This is a genomic window from Paenibacillus sp. FSL H8-0315 (assembly GCF_038005365.1).
GTDB classification, from domain to species: Bacteria; Bacillota; Bacilli; order Paenibacillales; family Paenibacillaceae; genus Paenibacillus_AQ; species Paenibacillus_AQ odorifer.
Genome location: NZ_JBBOTA010000001.1, coordinates 2,544,903 through 2,563,289 on the forward strand (window position 1 = coordinate 2,544,903; position 18,387 = coordinate 2,563,289).

The 18,387-nt window shown below is 40.8% G+C and carries 19 protein-coding genes; 1 reads left to right on the forward strand and 18 read right to left on the reverse strand.

What is annotated here, in order from left to right:
* Window positions 1-11: 11 nt before the first annotated feature.
* From arsC to MHB56_RS11030, 14 genes are all read right to left on the reverse strand, one after another.
* A complete protein-coding gene (gene arsC, locus MHB56_RS10965; RefSeq protein WP_076303111.1) occupies window positions 12-431 on the reverse strand; it encodes an arsenate reductase (thioredoxin) in 420 nt (139 codons plus the stop codon).
* Between the two features lie 21 nt (window positions 432-452).
* Complete coding sequence (locus tag MHB56_RS10970) at window positions 453-1,742, reverse strand: arsenic transporter (RefSeq protein WP_076128777.1); 1,290 nt, start codon at window positions 1,740-1,742, stop codon at window positions 453-455.
* A 127-nt stretch (window positions 1,743-1,869) separates the two neighbouring features.
* Window positions 1,870-2,196, reverse strand: a complete 327-nt coding sequence (locus MHB56_RS10975; protein ID WP_076185465.1) for an ArsR/SmtB family transcription factor — start codon at window positions 2,194-2,196, stop codon at window positions 1,870-1,872.
* A gap of 82 nt (window positions 2,197-2,278) precedes the next feature.
* Window positions 2,279-2,680: a GNAT family N-acetyltransferase gene (locus MHB56_RS10980; RefSeq protein ID WP_341143570.1), complete on the reverse strand. Its 402-nt coding sequence runs from the start codon at window positions 2,678-2,680 to the stop codon at window positions 2,279-2,281.
* Window positions 2,681-2,722: 42 nt separating this feature from the next.
* A complete protein-coding gene (locus MHB56_RS10985; protein ID WP_076277125.1) occupies window positions 2,723-4,066 on the reverse strand; it encodes a sensor histidine kinase in 1,344 nt (447 codons plus the stop codon).
* Window positions 4,067-4,735: a response regulator transcription factor gene (locus MHB56_RS10990; RefSeq protein WP_076128780.1), complete on the reverse strand. Its 669-nt coding sequence runs from the start codon at window positions 4,733-4,735 to the stop codon at window positions 4,067-4,069.
* A 28-nt stretch (window positions 4,736-4,763) separates the two neighbouring features.
* On the reverse strand, window positions 4,764-6,725 hold the full coding sequence (locus MHB56_RS10995; RefSeq protein WP_076280268.1) for an ABC transporter ATP-binding protein/permease: 1,962 nt from the start codon (window positions 6,723-6,725) through the stop codon (window positions 4,764-4,766).
* 369 nt (window positions 6,726-7,094) lie between these two features.
* Entirely contained in the window at window positions 7,095-7,613 is a 519-nt protein-coding gene (locus MHB56_RS11000) for a DinB family protein (RefSeq protein ID WP_076128815.1), read from the reverse strand.
* A gap of 168 nt (window positions 7,614-7,781) precedes the next feature.
* A complete protein-coding gene (locus MHB56_RS11005; RefSeq protein WP_038573390.1) occupies window positions 7,782-8,438 on the reverse strand; it encodes a response regulator transcription factor in 657 nt (218 codons plus the stop codon).
* Window positions 8,416-10,797: an ATP-binding protein gene (locus MHB56_RS11010; RefSeq protein ID WP_341143571.1), complete on the reverse strand. Its 2,382-nt coding sequence runs from the start codon at window positions 10,795-10,797 to the stop codon at window positions 8,416-8,418. The genes MHB56_RS11005 and MHB56_RS11010 overlap by 23 nt, the downstream gene beginning before the upstream one ends.
* 137 nt (window positions 10,798-10,934) lie before the next feature.
* On the reverse strand, window positions 10,935-11,735 hold the full coding sequence (locus tag MHB56_RS11015; protein ID WP_341143572.1) for a CPBP family intramembrane glutamic endopeptidase: 801 nt from the start codon (window positions 11,733-11,735) through the stop codon (window positions 10,935-10,937).
* Between the two features lie 680 nt (window positions 11,736-12,415).
* Complete coding sequence (locus MHB56_RS11020) at window positions 12,416-13,648, reverse strand: glycosyl hydrolase family 8 (protein WP_256717231.1); 1,233 nt, start codon at window positions 13,646-13,648, stop codon at window positions 12,416-12,418.
* Window positions 13,649-13,886: 238 nt separating this feature from the next.
* A complete protein-coding gene (locus MHB56_RS11025; RefSeq protein ID WP_076185471.1) occupies window positions 13,887-14,423 on the reverse strand; it encodes a DUF2812 domain-containing protein in 537 nt (178 codons plus the stop codon).
* 16 nt (window positions 14,424-14,439) lie between these two features.
* Window positions 14,440-14,763 carry a PadR family transcriptional regulator gene (locus MHB56_RS11030; protein WP_036681391.1) on the reverse strand — a complete coding sequence of 108 codons (324 nt, stop codon included), beginning with the start codon at window positions 14,761-14,763 and terminating at the stop codon, window positions 14,440-14,442.
* 137 nt (window positions 14,764-14,900) lie between these two features.
* Between MHB56_RS11030 and MHB56_RS11035 the strand changes: the two genes are divergently transcribed.
* Entirely contained in the window at window positions 14,901-15,071 is a 171-nt protein-coding gene (locus MHB56_RS11035; RefSeq protein ID WP_155288200.1) for a hypothetical protein, read from the forward strand.
* 78 nt (window positions 15,072-15,149) lie between these two features.
* Here the strand turns inward: MHB56_RS11035 and MHB56_RS11040 are convergent, their stop codons facing one another.
* The 4 genes from MHB56_RS11040 to MHB56_RS11055 all read right to left on the reverse strand — a co-directional run bounded on the left by MHB56_RS11040 (window position 15,150) and on the right by MHB56_RS11055 (window position 18,207).
* Entirely contained in the window at window positions 15,150-16,148 is a 999-nt protein-coding gene (locus MHB56_RS11040; protein ID WP_076310324.1) for a globin-coupled sensor protein, read from the reverse strand.
* Window positions 16,149-16,369: 221 nt separating this feature from the next.
* Window positions 16,370-16,699 carry a four-helix bundle copper-binding protein gene (locus tag MHB56_RS11045; protein WP_076193614.1) on the reverse strand — a complete coding sequence of 110 codons (330 nt, stop codon included), beginning with the start codon at window positions 16,697-16,699 and terminating at the stop codon, window positions 16,370-16,372.
* A gap of 105 nt (window positions 16,700-16,804) precedes the next feature.
* Entirely contained in the window at window positions 16,805-17,125 is a 321-nt protein-coding gene (locus MHB56_RS11050) for a metal-sensitive transcriptional regulator (RefSeq protein ID WP_076128794.1), read from the reverse strand.
* 74 nt (window positions 17,126-17,199) lie between these two features.
* Window positions 17,200-18,207: a cation diffusion facilitator family transporter gene (locus MHB56_RS11055; protein WP_076280278.1), complete on the reverse strand. Its 1,008-nt coding sequence runs from the start codon at window positions 18,205-18,207 to the stop codon at window positions 17,200-17,202.
* Between the last annotated feature and the right edge of the window lie 180 nt (window positions 18,208-18,387).

An 18,387-nucleotide genomic window follows, 5' to 3' on the forward strand; every position in this document is an offset into this window, starting at 1 on the left:
CCTCCCTTTGCTTATTCACCCGTCTCCGCAAATTGTTTGATTCTTTCTCCAATCTGGTCACGCACATGCTGGAACACTGCCCACTTCTCTTCATCACTCCCTTGCGCTTTTGCCGGATCATCGAAGCCCCAGTGTTCCCGTTTGACCTGCGGAGGGGTCATTGGACATTTATCCGCAGCATCTCCACATAAGGTAATGACCAGATCAGCATTATTCAACAGATTAGCATCAATAATATCCGAAGTCTGGCCGGAAATATCTATGCCTGCTTCGCTCATCGCTTGTACAGCTTTTGGATTTAGACCGTGAGCTTCAATACCTGCACTGTACACACTCCATTCTTCTCCTAGATATTGCTTAGCCCAGCCTTCAGCCATCTGACTTCTGCAGGAATTCCCTGTACATAAAAAATAAATCGTTCTCTTGTTCATCTTGATCTTCCCCTGTCCAAATTAGTTAATCAACAACCACATATAAAGACCTAAAAGCGTAATAAATAACGTTGGAATGGTTAAAATAATACCTGTCTTAAAATACGTTCCCCAAGAAATCTTCACGCCTTTAGCCGAAAGTACATGTAGCCACAGCAGTGTGGCGAGTGAGCCAATTGGAGTGATCTTCGGTCCTAAGTCCGAACCTATAACATTCGCATATATTAAAGCCTCTCTAATGATTCCAGTGGTATGCGTCGCATCAATGGCAAGCGCGTCAATCAGAACGGTAGGCAGATTATTCATCAGCGATGAGATCAATGCAGCTATGAAGCCCATACCCATCGTTGCGGCAAATAAGCCCTGATCAGCAATAGACCCAATCATCTTAGCAAGTAAATCCGTCAGCCCAACATTTCGAAGTCCATATACTACGACATACATTCCGATAGAAAAGAACACAATCGCCCAAGGCGCTCCGGTAATCACTTCTTTCACCTTGACGTAAGGGCTTCTTCTCGCGAGAAGCAGGAACAAAATAGCTATGATCCCCGCAACCACAGATACCGGAATACCCAAAAATTCGCTGACAAAATACCCTACCAAAAGAACAGCCAATACAATCCATGACAGCTGGAACATTTTTTTGTCTTTAATCGCCTCATGCGGATCTTTTAGCTGTGAATCGTTAAAGTGCTTGGGAATACTTTTGCGAAAAAAGAAATAGAGCACTACGATGCTCGCCACAAGTGAGAACAGCGTAGGTATAATCATCTTGCCTGCATACTCCATAAACGTAATCCCGAAAAAATCCGCTGATACGATATTGACCAGATTGCTGACCACGAGCGGCAATGAGGTAGTATCGGCAATAAAACCGCTGGCGATAATAAACGGAAATACTTTTTTCTCATCAAAATGCAGCGCCCTTACCATCGCAAGCACAATAGGCGTAAGAATCAGAGCCGCTCCATCATTCGCAAAAAATGCAGACACTAACGCACCAAGAACGATGACATACACAAACATTCGTCTGCCATTCCCGCGGGCAGCCCGCGCCATATGTAAAGCAGCCCATTCAAAAAATCCGATTCGATCCAGAATTAAAGAAATCAGAATAATAGCCACAAACGCTAAAGTAGCATTCCACACGATCTGCGTTACATCCAGAACATCATTAAAGCTGACTACCCCAGCTAGCAAAGCTATGATCGCGCCACCGCAGGCTGACCATCCAATCGATAAATTACGGGGCTGCCAGATTACAAGGATTAAAGTTACTAAAAATATAAGGATAGCTACAATAGCCAAAGTGCCATCCCCCTTTTACTGCAAATCCACATCTTTTTCAACACTCCTATATAAGCATGTGACTTCAATCCAACATCATTATATAACTATATGATTATATATAGATCAAAAAAAACCTTACCTAAATTTAGTCGCAGCATGGCTCTTTAGCCTCTTTATTCAGTTCAGCCAATATTGATTTGGAACTAGGCATCTGTTGAAGAACAGCTTTAAGATGTGGTTTATCCTCGACATTTAACGAATAATGTACCCACTGTCCCCGCTTGCTTTCCCTAACGATTCCTCTACTTTTCAATTTCCGTAAATGCTGGCTAATCGCCGGCTGGGAAATGTCAAAGATATCAACGAATTCACACACGCACCATTCCCGCTCTTTCAGAAGAGAAAGCATTGCCAATCGGGTCTTATCTCCGAACAGCTTCAAGTCTTCAGCAATTTCCATTAGTGTCTGCATTTCCTTCTCTTCTCCTCTCGAAAGTATATAAGCTAATACTTATATTCTAGTGAATCTACCAGTCGGAAGCAAGAGTTAATTTTTAGCGGGCTACCGTCCACTCATGCTCCAACATACTGAACATCAAAGAATCCCGCCATCCATCTTTAATAAGCAAAGCATCCCTTAATCTTCCCTCATAAGTCATACCTATCTTGGTGAGCACCTTGGATGATCCGCTATTTCTAGGGTCACAGGTCGCATATATTCGATGTAGTTGCAGTTCTTCAAAACCAACTTTCAACATTCGTCTGGCCGCTGCTGTAGCGACTCCCTGTCCCCAGGCATCAGGATGGACAATATAGCCGATTTCGCCGCTTCTGTCCGTATGGCTTCTAATATTTAATTCAATCATGCCGATCAAATGTTCAGTTCCTACTGCAACTATGGCTTGCGCGAACCGAGTTCTGGGAACTTTTTGAGAGTCTTCTATTGCTTGGTTCACAAATGAAAGGGTCTGCGTTTGCCTTAAGCTTCAGCCCGTTAACTATTCATAGGGTTGAGAGACAGGGATCCAGACGATAAACTGGGTTCCTTCCCCAACCTTGCTCTCCACTTCTATTTTACAATCATGCATTTTTAGAATTTTTAATACAATAGATAATCCAAGTCCATTCCCTTTATGAACGCTGCTCCGCGCTTTATCCACCATATAAAAACGATCAAAAATGCGGGGCAATGCTGCCTCTGGTATGCCTTGACCAGAATCTTTAATAGAAACCTTCACAAACGCTATAGAACGCTCGATTTCGACATGAATGATACCCTCTTGGCTTGTATATTTTATAGCATTATTGATTAGGTTTTGCCAGACTTGATCAAACAAATCTTTATCCACCGTAATTTGGCAGGGTAATAAATCCAATTCTATCTGAATGTTTTTCTGTGCCCATTGTGGCTCCGCCAGAACGATCGCTCTTCTTAACTGTTCATCCAGCTGAAAAGTGGTGAGATTAACCGGATGATGTTCTGAATCAAGCGAGGCTAATCTAAGCAGATTGTCACTTAGGCGGGATAAGCGCAGCGTTTCCTGATAAATAATATCCAGATGTTCTTTTTGCTCTTCTACTGGAACGACACCATCTTGCAGCGCTCTAGTAAACCCTCTAATGGACGTAAGTGGAGACTGCATTTCATGGGAGACATTGCTGACAAAATCATCACGAACAGAGTCTATCTTTTGCAGCTCACTAGCCATATGATTAAAGCTTTCCATCAGTTCCCCAAACTCATCTTGATTTTTATGCGTCAAGCGCACAGATAAATCGCCTGATGCCATTTTTTTAGCTGCTTCCGTCAGACGTTTGATAGGCTTAACAATGAATCCGGACATCAAGAGAATCAGTAAACTTCCAATGACTAAAACCGTTAGAAGTGTAAAAAACACGTTGCGTCTGAATGTGATCAAGCTCGACGAAAAATCAATTTTAATGATGAGCGCAGCTTTCTCCTTATCTACGATGGGAATGCCAACAATAGCAACACCAGACTTATCATTAAGCATCACTGCGTCTGTGGAATCTGGCTTAAATAGAGCGGCAACCTTCTCCTTATCCACTGAAAAAACAGCATCACTCCACTCATTCACTCTCACTTTCGCAATATCGACCCCATATTTATTGAGCAGTTTAGTAAATGCCTGTGCTTTTTCCGGATCATCGATTAGGGTAAGCACTTTGGCTACGTCTCCAGCTACTCTAATGAAGATATGGTTTGGGGTCACATTATTTTCGGAAAACCGTACATTTAGCAAAAAAGAGATCATTAAGCTGACGATCACAATCCCAATGAACGTAATGACAATACGCAGACGCAGGCTTTTTTTCAACATTTAGGCCAACTCCAGACGGTATCCAAGTCCTCTTACCGTAGAAATAATTAGCTCGGGAATCGATTCAAGTCTTTCTCTCAGACGTTTGATATGCACATCTACCGTACGCTCGTCGCCTTCATAATCGACACCCCAAATATTTTCTATGAGCTGAGAACGCGTGAATATTTGCCCTGGCGAACCCGCCAGAGCAAATAACAACTCACATTCCTTTTTCTTCAACTCCACCGTTCTCTGAGCCGTAACAACGTTCAAATTCCCCAGATCAATCATCACTGCGCCTAGTTGAATCACACTCGAGGAGGTTAAATGATATCTTTTTAATAGTGATTTTACCCTCAGGACCAATTCAATGGGATCAAACGGTTTGACTAAATAATCATCTGATCCGGCATTAAATCCTCTGACTTTGTCCTTAGATTCTCCTCTAGCTGTAACCATCAGAATTGGAATATCGATATAAGACCGGATATCTTCGGTCAATTCAATACCATCTACATTTGGCATCATCACATCTACAATCACCAAATCGATCTTTGTATGCGCTAGAATGTCTAATGCCTCTTGACCGTCTGCTGCTTCCACTACGGAAAATTGGTTTTTTTCAAGATATAATCGTATTAATCTACGGATATGAGAATCATCATCCGCCACTAGAATCGTGTTCATCTCTCAATTTTCCTCTCCGCTAACCTATTTATTCATATCGTAGAGATTCCATTGGATCCAGTTTGGCAGCCTTAGAGGATGGCATCAAACCGGCGATAATACTAATCAGGGTACTCACAACGATCCCAAATAACACATAATAACCGGATAGATTAATAAGTTTCACTCCAAAAGCATTGTCCAAGAGAATATTTAACACATAACTAATGACAATGGCAAAGAGTACCGCAAAGATACCGCTGAATACACCTAATAAAGCTGATTCAGAAAAGAATATACGTTTGATATCTTTTTTCCTTGCGCCAATTGCCCGAAGAATCCCAATTTCCTTAGTCCGTTCCACTACACTGATATATAGCACAACCAATATCATGATCCCTGATACGAGAAGTGAAATCCCGGCAATACCAGAGAGAACTATAGTAGCCATATTCACATAAGTTGTGATTCGCTCCATGATTTTTGCCGATTGAGAACCTGAGAATCCAGCATCAACAGCGGCTGCATTAATATCATTCACATATTTCATATCGGTTGCAAAAGCATTAACTTGAATTGGACCTATTGTAATCCCCTTGTCAACATACATTTGCTCCAAAGTCTGCGCTGGAAGATAACCCGTGGGTTGCATTTGCGCTCTTGGATCAGTGCTTTCATAAATACCAGAGATAGTGACTTCTTGTTCCAATGTGATCGGTTTATGCTTAGCATCCATTTCATTAATATATAGATAAATCGATTTCCCTACTAAAGACTCTGGACTGTCATTTCCACTTAATTTACTTGCCGTTTTCACGGGTAATAATATCTCTTTGCCCTCTGGAAAAGCCCCTGCGGTAATCGTCTCTTTAGCAAAAGCATCCGTTAAGGTTGTTAATTGTGTAAGACTAACCGTCTGATCTGCATAAACCATAGTAGATTTGCCCGAAATGGAAGTGATGGTTTCTACATAATCAACATTTGGAATATTTCGGATGGTTTCAATATCGGCAGCCGTAAACGTTTCGCCGGGCAACATCATTGCCTCTGGACCTTGCATGCCTTTAGCTTCTTCACTGGGTTTAGTTATATCCACGAGTAAAGGATCCATACTTGAATTAATTTCGTCATTCATATAGTTCGTAATTCCATTCCCTAAGGAAAGCATCAACAGTACGCTTAAAATACCAATAGACCCACCCAAAGCTACCAATACATTACGTTTGGCGTTGAGTTTCATGTTCTGCAGAGCCATTTTAAAAGATGCAAATAAACTGAGATTCCGGGATGACCCCTCTCCTCCATCGTAACTAATCAAAGAGCGGTCCTTTAACTGAATATCATCTTTAATCCGTCCTTCTTCCACCTTTACGATACGGGTACCAGAGTCGGCTACTTTCTGTGAGTGGGTCACGGTAATGACCAATATCCCTCTTTTGGCTATACTGTCCAATAAGGCTAAAATTTGATCGCCGGTATCCTTGTCCAAGGCCCCTGTAGGTTCATCTGCCAAAATAATATCAGGATTATTCGCTAGCGCGCGGGCGATGGACACTCTTTGCTTCTGTCCACCGGACAGCTGATTGGGACGTTTTTTCAGGTGCTCTTTCAAGCCTACCTCAGTCAAAATATCTATAGCACGTTTATTACGGTCCTTCTCACTGGTATCCGTCATCTGCATCGCCACTGTAACATTCTCCAAAACTGACAGATGCGGGATCAGATTGAAATTTTGAAAAACGAAACCAATATTGTTCTTACGATAATCATCCATTTCCTTTTCGCTCATCGTGCTTAAATTCTTTCCGCGGACAAGGACCTCGCCCTCATAATCGGAGTCCATTCCCCCAATGATGTTCATCAGTGTGGACTTTCCGCAGCCAGACTCACCTAGAATAGAGACGAATTCACCTGTCTCAAAGCTTAGATTCACATCATGGAGTACTGGCACCTTTTCTTTACCGTACAAAGTATATGATTTCTTTACATGTTTAACTTCTAATATTTTCATTTGTTTCTCTTCCTCTCCTGGTCATGCTCTATATCTCTTTTGATGTTTCATATCCTAACAAATTTGTGTGAACTGATAATGAACTGGATAGCCACATGGAAGAGTCAGAGCTACAGCAGATATTTAGGTTAAGCAATATAAAAAGGCGAATTCACACTCAAAATGAGTGGAACTCGCCTTTTCTATTCGGCTTATTTTCAAAAGAAATTAGTGCATGAGGTAATAAGCTAATCCTCCAACTTGTTTTCCGGCGTAATAAACGATGTCTATAATCACCACTGTTAATATAAATTTCGAGAGCAGCGGATATTTCTTAAATAAAGGCTTTATATTTTTCTCTATGTACTCCATTCGCGCGCGCCTCCTTTCTTAAGCTAGTGCTCTTTTTCGGATCAGCCTAATCTGGCCTCTATGATTGATTTCATCCTCAAAAACGTGAAACCACATAAAATAGTAGTTCGCAGGTTTGTTATGCCAGAATTCCTCTTCAGTATATAACCAATTATCATCGACGGTTGCGAATAATTCATAAGTCTTTTGTCTAACTTCATTTAGGCGATCTAAATAATAGCTCAGGTCATTCCCCTTAATATTGGCTCGTCCTTCGTCTCCTAAATTTAATGCTGGCCCCCATCTCGTTAGCTCTTCTTCAGACAAATCTCTTTGCTCAAACGTTGCCACTTGATATGCATATTCTACAGCAGCGTAGTGCAATAATAACGCTCCAATAGAGTTACTCTGAGCATCCAATAAATAATCCAGTTGTTCCACAGTTAGACCCTTAACGGCTTCTAATGTTGTATATCTTGCATAGTTCATCATGGATAAAAGTCGGCTGATTTGCGGGGAGTAACCTGGGATATCTGTAATCAAAAATATTTGGTTCATGTCAATCATATGGATGTTCCTCCTTGATTTCTTCAGAATAATACTCTAAATACCTGAATGGTTCAGAATTATGAATTACAGGTAATGACGATCAAGATGCAAAAGTGAGGTGCTTAACACCATGAATAAAACTAACAAAACTATGTATTGGGTTGTATGGGCTTCAACTTAGAAAGTCTCCATCCTAACAAGACCTAGTCGTTTACCCTCAACAATAGCCTCGGATCTGGAATGTACACTAAGCTTCTCAAAGATTCTCGTCAGGTTATACTCTACAGTCCTTTGTGACATTAAAAGCTTGCTGGCTATGTCTTTATTGCTTTTTCCACTAGCTACTTCTTGGAGTATTTCCTGTTCTCTTTGATTAATGGACACTTCTTCAAGCAGCCGATTATCCCGGTGATTAGAAATCTTGATATCATTTCTTCGTAGCTGTTTAAGTAAAGACACCGGAATGACCGCCTCATTCCTTAGTGCACAACGAATGGTATTTAACAACTGTTCCCGGGAAGCTGTTTTAGAGATAAATCCTGTGACCCCTGACTCCATCAAAAGATTATAATGAGCACTGATCTCATATCCGGTATAAATCACCACTTTAGATTCAGGATCACGTTGAACGGCTCTTTTGGCGAATTCAAGTCCGCTGATCGTAGGCATGTTGAGGTCGCATAAGATCACATCAAATTCTTGTTGCTCCAGCCTATCCAAAGCTTCCATCGCTGACAAAACAAAAGTAACCTCCATATCCGCGTCCTGCTCAATCATAGTTTTAGTTCCTTCTCCGACAGAAGGATGATCATCAACCAACAAGATACGTATCATCGTCATCGCCTCCTCTGTGCTTTTCTTCTACAAAAGCCATTGTCGGTAAATAAATAATAACCTCCAGTCCCTTCCCTTTCTCCGAGTTAAAAGTGCATTGCCCCTCTAAGCTCGCAACACGTTCTTTGATGCCGGACAGGCCCATATGCTGAAAAGATTCCCTGATATCAACTATATTCATGCCAATCCCATCATCCTTATATCGGAAATAGAGACGCTCTTGCTGGTCCAGCTCAATTTCAATCTGATTCGCCTTGGCATGTTTCCCGGCATTCCGCAGGAGCTCCTGTACTATTCGATACAACGCAATCACCAGGTCATCACTTAGCTCACCAATCGGACTGGATGTAAAAGTGATAATGTAGTTGGACTGCAGCTGGGCATACTCAAACAATAGTTCCAGTGCCTTCACAATTCCGGTCTCTCTTAGCAGCGGCGGACGCAGTTCATTGCAGGTCTCCCTAATCTGATATATCACATCCAGAAGTCCCTCTTTAATCTGAAGCAGCTCTGTCAAAATATCTGCCTCAATATCATGATCGGAGATCAGTGTTTCCAGCCTGCGAAGCCAAATAAGCTGATCCTGAAGAGCAGAATCATGTAAATCCGCCGCCAGCTTTCTGCGTTCTTTCTCTGATAAGTTAAAGATCAGGCGTAGAACCCATGGTGCTGCATGTAGCTCTTTTTTCATCTCTGCTTCAAGGTCTTCAATCAAGCCTTCAATAAGATATAAATTCTCATAGACAATACTCGCATAATTTGCGAGGGTATTTAACCAGTTAAGCTCATCCGAATTAAGCTTTGTATGGTTCTTCTTATGATCAATCCAGAGGAGATGAAATTTTTTTTGGTGACGTCCGATTACGAGTAAGATCCCCTGTTTGAGTTGAACTACTTCTCCTACCTTAAAAACTGGAGATTTCGATACAAATTCTATGTTGATCTCTTGGCCCGAATTGTCGACTATTTGTTCGAGGTTACTCATATCCTCATCTCTCTCAAAAAAAGCAGACCGACTAACCGGTAAAATCTCATTGATTTCCTTGTGAATTGCAGCCTCCAAATCAGCCCGCTTCATAACCTTGGAGATTTGCTTCGAGAATCGCTCCAGACTACCTTGATAATGATAAAGCTCACGGAACAGTTTAGGCCGGAAATAATAATCTATTTTCTCCTTAAAGAATAAAAAGATTGTAATAGATAAATATACAACCAAAAACATCTGAATCCATTTGATCCAATCATACTCTTGCCTGCTCTGAATGATCGCAAGTACGGCTACAATCATTAGCGCGGGAAAAAAAGCAATTAATAAATAATATTTAAACCGATTAAAAGCGAAATCAATATCAAATAGTTGCCTAGCCGTCAGCAGATAAAAATAAGTAACTGGCATCAAAAACAAAAAGATCGTAGTAATTTCGTAAGGAATCAGGTTGACCCCAACAGCAATGGGTGCAGCTGAGAAGAGAACAAACGGTGTAAATGCAAGGATTTGTCCGGTAAGCATAATTTTAAACATCGATTTAAGCGCTGTGCTTCGATAAGCAAGGTATAAATATAGCAGCTTAAATATGCTGTAAAAAATCCCAAAAATAAAGAACCCAATAATAATTAACCTTATAAAGGAATACAAAGATCTATCCCAGGAGTAAGCCATTAGACTGGAGGTGGAAAATAGGCTTAGTAAAATGACCAGGCCATAGTATATTTTGATTACAGTAGTAGATAGAACTAATACATCAAATCGTTTCAGATATACTCGGAGAAAGTGAATAAAAACCAGTGGAATTAAAGGCAACACGCAACCCATCGCGATTCTACCAATAAGATCAGATCTACTTGAGGCATATCCCGCAAAGTAAGTTATTCCGACTAATAAAAAGAATAAAATCAGCAGCTCTACTGAGCGATCTCCGCTTCTCCTGCGGTATAATAGAAGGCTTAACACTGCCAGAAAAACAAATGTCGCTCCAGGGACTACAAGCTGGGTAAACGTATGATAGATGGAGGATTTATTCTCAATATCATAATGCAAAGCAAGTGAAGTCCCCCCTTTGGAGTTACGAAGAAGGTCAACGGATTGAACCTGAGTTAAGCTTCCATATCTCACAGCTTCATCCACTTTATCAATCGGTTTCCCATTAACCCGTAATAAGATATCCCCTTCCCTTAAATTCTGTTTATACCCTTCGCTAAAAACGTCTGCCTCAGCAATATAATATTGCCCTTCTTCATTCTGCTCCAGACCAACGCCAAGCAAGATGTTAGAGTGAATGACCCACACAAAATGAATAATAAGAAAAACAAAAATGCAAAGTAACCCTGATATGAATAACTGGCGGAGTTTTACTGTCATTTCAAATCCCCCGAACGAACAAAATTATACATATCTCTATTCTTATTTGGTATTCCCCTACCATTTTATATGAATCACACAGGAAATTATATACTTTTATGCATGATATTCCTTATCCTCTAAATATCCGCATTGAATTATAGCTCTATCTTGGCTTTTTGCTGCTTCACTCTGTGGTTTCGATTCAGAATCCATATAGCTGCGCAACCATATAAAATCACCGGAACCCAACCACTCTCCCCGGCTACATACTCCAACATAGGTGAAGAACTGACAGTAATATTGTGCAAAACACTATCTACAGCATTATTAGTTCCGTGTAAAAGCACTGCCGGCCAAATACTACCGGAGGTCAGACGCAGTTCATTTATAATGATGCCCGCAAACATAACAGATAAGGTAAAGAGCACCACCACGAGCCAGCGGCTTCCAGAGGAATGATAAGCACGCGGCCCAAGAATCGCCGGATAATGCCATATAGCCCAGATTAAGCCCATTGTTACACTAGAACTTACTCTTCCCATCCATTGAAAACGCGGGAGCAGCCAACCCCTCCAACCGATCTCTTCCCCCAAAGCAGATAATGAACCAAGAACAATGTAAACGAGCAAATATATAGCAGTCTTGATCCATGAATCTGGAGAAATTAAGCTTGAGTTCCATCCCATCCAATAGACAGCATATCCCGCTCCCAGTGAACCTAAGGGAATAACTAAAGCCAATATGTATTCTTTGCCTCCCCTAAATTTGAAGCCCAACCTTCTCCATCCCTCAGCACTGTATCCATCTCTCACAATCAGAAACATCATGATACATACTGTGAAAAAAGGAGTAAATCCATACAGACCTTGCGCCGATTCCGGAAGCAGCAACATCCCTAACGCCATTGCCCATACGATAATAATAAATATAAGAGATTGTTTCTTGTCTGAGAGCAATATTATCACCTACCCTTTTTAGATATAAGGAACTATATCTTCCTATTTAATCCAATTGTATATAACCAGGCAGGACGTTTCACCGAAAACAACGTTCGTTAAAACCACAATTCTTTTGCGGTACTGCTTATCTGTATGCCGCAAAGTCTTCAGTAAGGTTGTCCTAAAAATAGTGAAATGGTGAGCGATATGCGAGGTGCAGTGTAAACTAATTAGGGAAATACTCCCTGAAAATAGCCGATTTTCGCTCTAAAAGGACGAAATCAGGGAATTCCTCCCTAATAATCAGGGGGATTTCTTTATTAGTTACTGAATCGGCCAAAATTCAGGGAGGTTTTCCCTAATTATAAGTCTGATGAACAAAATTCTCTGAATTTTAGGGAGAAATTCCCTAATTACTGTATAAGTGCTTCACTTATTGCATCATTTGGAGCATCATTAGGTACGCCCCATGATTCAATTGGTTATCAAATAAAGGATGCTCCGCCGTAACATTAGAGATCAGTTAGCTTTACTTTTGCCCCTAATCTACTGAAGCAAACAGTAGTTGACCAAAAATGCAGAACAGCGATTCCCCGATATTAGGAGAATCGCTGTTCTGTTTGACTTTTATGGTTTTGGGCATGAACGTTTTGGGCATGAACGTTTTGGGGACAGCCTTTTTCTAACTATACGTTCTCTTAATAGGTCCACCAGTTACCAGACATAACGATCATCGAAAACAGCTTGATGCTGTCTTCATAGTAATCTTCTGCAGCACTGCTTGCTGTGTGGCTCCAGAGAGAATTCAACCAGCTTTGGTAAGTTGATGAGGTCATCGCACTGACCCCAAATGGAGCATAGAAAGCACCGCTATTGTAACTTCCAAATACGGTTCCGTTTAGCTTGTACCCATCTTTTATACTACCAGGTGTACTGCTTACTTTAGTCTTAATCCAGCTATTCATCTTATTAAGCTGCGTAAGCGCCCTGCTGTCCCCAGTAATTAAATAATCTGTTGCGATCCGCCATGGGGTACGACAAGAATTGTAATTGTAATTCCCGTCATTGGCATCCTCAAGGAAATTCGCCGCAGCAGGTTTATACACACCCCCAGAGTAAACTACGAAATCAGGCAAGAGTCCAGTGCTAGAGCTATAACCCGTATAAAGGCTATTTATAATCGTGTACGTTTTATCGATAACATTCGTCCAGCGGGTATCTCCTGTAGCCTGTTGGAATGCTTTTAAATGATTTAGCATGAAATCCGAAGGTCTAGTTGCCGTATTATACGAGCCGCTATTCGCCCAGTCACCTAGACGGATCGTCCACTGTGTCTGGTTAATCTCATTGTCCATAATCGCATTAATGATATCTTTTGCAGCTTGTAAATAATTGATCGTACCGCTACTTCCCCACTGCTTGTCCGCAAGCAGCAATGAGAAAGCTATATCCATATCTCCATCTGTAGCAGAATCCTCGCCTTCAATATTTTGAAAGCTGCTGTTTTGCTTCCAGGACATCAAATAAGGGTTAATTGCACTTGGGTGAGCCTTGTAATAATTATATAAGCCGTCAAAATAAGTCTGAGCATTGCTGTCATAACCAGCCATCAAAACTGTGAACAACATCCCGTAACCATGTGCTTCAGATACCGTTTCTCCATCTGAATTATACTTAACGTAATATTTGCCAGTGCCAGCTGGTTTGAGATAGGCCGTTTTCCACGCATCCCATTTGGTCTTCACTGAATTATCCATACTGGTCTGGGTTACATTGTTTGGCTTGATAGATCCACTCGTGTAGGTGGAATGTTGCGGAAAAGGTTTGTTCACTGCTGCAAACGCGGAACCGGCAGGAAGAATACTAATTACCAAGCATACGACAATAAGGCTTTTCCAACTCAACCTAAGCTTTGCATCCTTCTTCATCATTCATTGCCTCCTCTTCAATTGTGGTAATAAATTTGAAAGAAAACAGCAAGCTAATTCGTATTCGCTATCATTGTAATACAGAATATGGAATTAATATATAAGCAATTCCATTAATAGATCATTAGTACTATATACCTGAGACTTAGATTTGTTCTCACTCCTCAACTAAAAAAAGGATGGTTCCACAACCAACTTCATTCATGGCTGTGCAAACATCCTTTAGATAAAAATCCATTCGCTATTCTCGTAATTTATTCAATTTGAATCGATACGCAATGTATGGAAGACCCGGAAAGACCAACATACAAAGTGTGACCACTACTAACACCAGGCTGATATTCCTCACGATCTCAGGTAACCATCCATTAACGCCCAAGATCGCTAGGAAGATAAAAGCAATCAAAGCTATAAGCAATGGCAAGGCTACTTTGCCCATCGTTTTCTTTTCACGTTCATATTTGTCAATGAGGGTCCCTGTGTCCGAGTAGATAGGCGCCGTACCTGCAGCTGCCCGAAAGATATGAAACCCATTTCCGGCAGAACAGACATAAGTCCATCCGGCATCTTCAAAAATCAAATAATACTCCTCATCGACATTTGTGTGATAATCTACACTGTACTCAAGATTCTGGGGATCTCCCTTTCTTAACTTATAACCCAAAGGTGCAAAGCTCTCCAGGAGCCAGCCCCCTTTGGCATACTTACTCAATTTCTGCATATCTCCTTTTTCAGTAAAAGCTAAGCCCCCGCTGGTCACATATTTTGTATTCTTCATGCCTATTCCCCACCTTTTATTTGAGAATTTGTTCTGCATGTCTAATCATTTCTTTTCGGCGCTCTACTTCTTTTCTTAGCAATCCAATCCCTTTTTCCGTTGCAATATACGTTTTTCGTTTGTCGTCCTCTTCTTCTTTATACAGCTCAATAAATTCAGCCGCTAGCAGCTTCTTAATGGTTGTATACATGGAAGCAGGCCCAATTGAAAATTGATTGTTCGTCATCGTTTCGATTGATTTCATAATCAGATATCCGTGTTTGGCTTCGACTAAAGACAAGAGAATATAAAATGCAGTGTCTGTGAGCTCTCCCATTTCCAATGAGTCCGTTCTTGACACTTAATCACCTCCTCATATGTATCATTAAAAGATATATCATTAAATGAACTATATCTTTTAATGATACACTTGTCAACTGCTGGCATAAAATTCAAACTACCTTCTCATACTAGGTGAAGAATATGGAGGTGAATGTCATGCCCAAAAATAGTGCCAATCCCAAAGAAGCTCCAGGAAAACATCAACCAAGTAAGAAAAACAATGCGGAGAATAACAACAATTTCAATGAAGCCGCTCAGATGGTGAACATCGATAAGGCTGCTGATTATGTGCCCAGCTTAAACGGTGTCTCCAAAACTGATGTTTAAGCTATACCGCTAATAACTTCTTCAAACAAAAAACACTCCTCAGAATTTTCTGAAGGAGTGTTTCAATCCGTGGCAGCTTCATTTCAAGCTCTCTAACTCAGCAGTCACTTTTTCAATTAAGTTCACGAAGGAAGCCAGCTCTTGAGAGCTTTTGACCTGATCCTTGGAATACATGGAGTTGTGTTCCGATTCTTTTTTCACCTTGGAAAGGGTGGCATTGATATTGTCGAGTTTCTGGTCAATGGTTACCAGTGAATCCTTTGAGCGACGGGCTAGCTTACGAACTTCATTAGCCACAACTTCAAAACCTCTTCCAAACTCCCCAGCTCTGGCTGCTTCAATAGCCGCATTTAGGCCTAAAAGATGCGTATGATCAGCCACTTCTCTAATCATCGTACCCACTTGATGAATAGACTCCACCTCTTTGTCCAAATATAATACCGTTTGATGCGTTTTCTCTTGATAATCAGCATTTTTACTAGCTAAACTTTCTATCGATTCACTGCTATCCTTTAATTGAACCATCAAAGATACCAGCTCCTGAACGGCTGAACTCACTCCTGTAAGCAGGTGATTTTGCTTCTCCAGCAAGTTTTCTATTTTTGCTTTTTCATCCACTTCATAGGCTTCAAGAACGAGCTGTGAATCGAGATTAAACATCTTGGTTAAGGCATGAATAACAGGCTTCCATTCGTTTGGTAATATCCGTTCAAAATAAGCAGTAGCCAAATCCAGATATAATATGTACGTCCCCAAATACCAATTCGTTGTTAATCCAATACGAGAATGGATTTTCCCGATAAGCAAACGTCTTTCAATAAATGCTTCATCGATCACACCAGCGGCCATGGATAAAAAATACCACTGCTGTGTCTCTTTCAATCGATCCAGTGTACTGTGTTGCTCAATGATGAGGAGCAGCTCTGGCTCCATCGTCATCTGTTTATACAACTCCTCAACCAATGAGCTAACGATTAAGTTGAATTCTTTCTCCTTGCTTTTTAATAATTCTAAATCAGCCTCAGTAATCCCTATATAGCTAACTTGCTGGAGTCGTTCTGGACTAAGATTGATCATACCGTCGTTAACATCCCTCTCATAACTGTTTATTTTTCTCAGCCATCCCCTATGGCATCTATATCTCTTGATTATAAAGGTATTATTTCAATAAATTTTAACACTATATTTACCTATATTGCTTAATAATTTTACAAAACCTCACTAGTTGCCCTTAGATTTGGCTTCCTCTTCATGAATAAAGGGCTGCCACAGCAGCCCTTTCAGTTTCAAGCTTTAAATTACGCCGCCATTTCACGGCAAACTTTTGCACAAGCTAAGCAAGCTTCTGCACATTGCTGGCAATGTTCATGATCATGCTTTTGGCATTCGTTGCCGCAGGCTTCACAAGCTTCTGCACAAGCTAAACAAATCTCTTTTGCATATTTACTGTTCATCGACATGGCATGAGCTGCAAACTCGCATATATCTGCACATTCACGATCCAGGCGAATGCACTCCTTCATCATCCCCACATGATCCTCATCCAAACAAGCTGAGTAACAGTGATTGCAAGCTATCATACATTTTAAACACTCATCGATACACTCTTTGTAGTTTTGATGTGCCATAACACATTCTCCTCTCAATTCATTAATTAGGATAGTCCCCTACTCTATATATACCCAATTTGAGCAAATAAAAAAGGATTCCGGGGAATCCTTCCGATTGATCAATTATCTAATTAATTTATTGATGGTAACTAATAGTTCATCCAGTACCTCGTTCTCACCTTCCTGGATACGTTCCACTACACAACTTTTCATATGATGCTCCAGCAAAAGCTTGCCCACGCCGTTCAATGCAGATTGGACCGAGGAGATTTGATGCAGCACATCATCACAATAGGTGTCTTTTTCAATTAACCCTTTTAGCCCTCTAACTTGACCTTCAATTCTATTGAGCCGGCTAATCAAATTCTTTTTAGTTTTATCTGAGTGATGACTTTTCCGCTCATCCGTACTGCATGATTCATGCTCGTGAGTCAGATTATCCATGCACCGATCACCCCTTTCCTCGTATTTTTATTATACTATAGCCCCCCTATTCTATTCAAAAAATAAATCATTGATTAGATTTTCAATTCTTCATGAACTATAGCTGAAGTTTCAACCTGAATGGTTGTATGTTGAATTTTGAAATGATCGGCAATTAACCGAATCGCTTGCTGCAAAATGCGTTGGTCATCTGCTTCCTCTTCAATTAAGATATGACAGCTGAGTGAATCTAATCCCGAAGTTATGGTCCATATATGCAGGTCATGGACATTTTTAACCCCCTCAATGCTTTCGAGGATTTCCTTTACTTCAGCTGGATTAATTGTAATCGGGGTGCCTTCCATAAGGACGTGAACGGTATGTTTGATAATTCCCCATGCCCCTCTAAGAATCAATAGAGCAACCAGTACGCTTATGATTGGATCAGCAACATACCAGCCAAAAATCATCATGATTAAACCGGCAATAATTGCCCCTACTGAACCTAAAGCATCACCAAGCACATGGAGATAAGCACTACGGAGATTAATGTTATTTTTCACATCCCCTTTTCTCATAAGCGACCATGCACTAGCCACATTGGCTAAAAGACCAATACTTGCGATCAGCATCATAGATCCGCTGGCAACTGTCGGCGGCTCAAAAAACCGCCCATAAGCTTCTACAATGATAAATCCAGCAACTACAAATAAAGTAACTCCGTTTAAGAGTGCCGCCAAAATTTCAAATCGATGAAAACCATACGTTTTGTTCGGAGAAGCAGGTTTAGTTGCAAACCAGACCGCTACTAGGCTTAATGCTAGAGAGCTTGCATCGTTTAGCATATGCCCACTGTCCGATAACAGGGCTAAGCTGTTAGTAATCAACCCACCAAAAAACTCCAAAAACATAATTCCAACCGTAATGATCAACGCAATCAAAAGCCCTTTTTTATTTCCACTAGGATCAAAATGTTGATGCCCGTGAGAGCCATGGGAGTGACTGTGTCCTTCATGAGCGTGGTCGTGGTTACTGTGATCGTGATTGGACTGTTGCCCGTGTACATTCTCGACCTGATGATTGCGTTTGTTCTTCTTGTTCATCATGCTTAACCTCCTATTACCTTCAGCTAGATAGTATTCGTAGCCCTGCGCAGTTACATTCAAAAGCTCCAGTTAATAATAACATATGAACATGTGTTCATATGTTATTATTAACTGGATTTTTCTTCTTGTCAATAAAAAAGCAACAAATGATTGTCTCTGACCTAATAAAATAAAGAG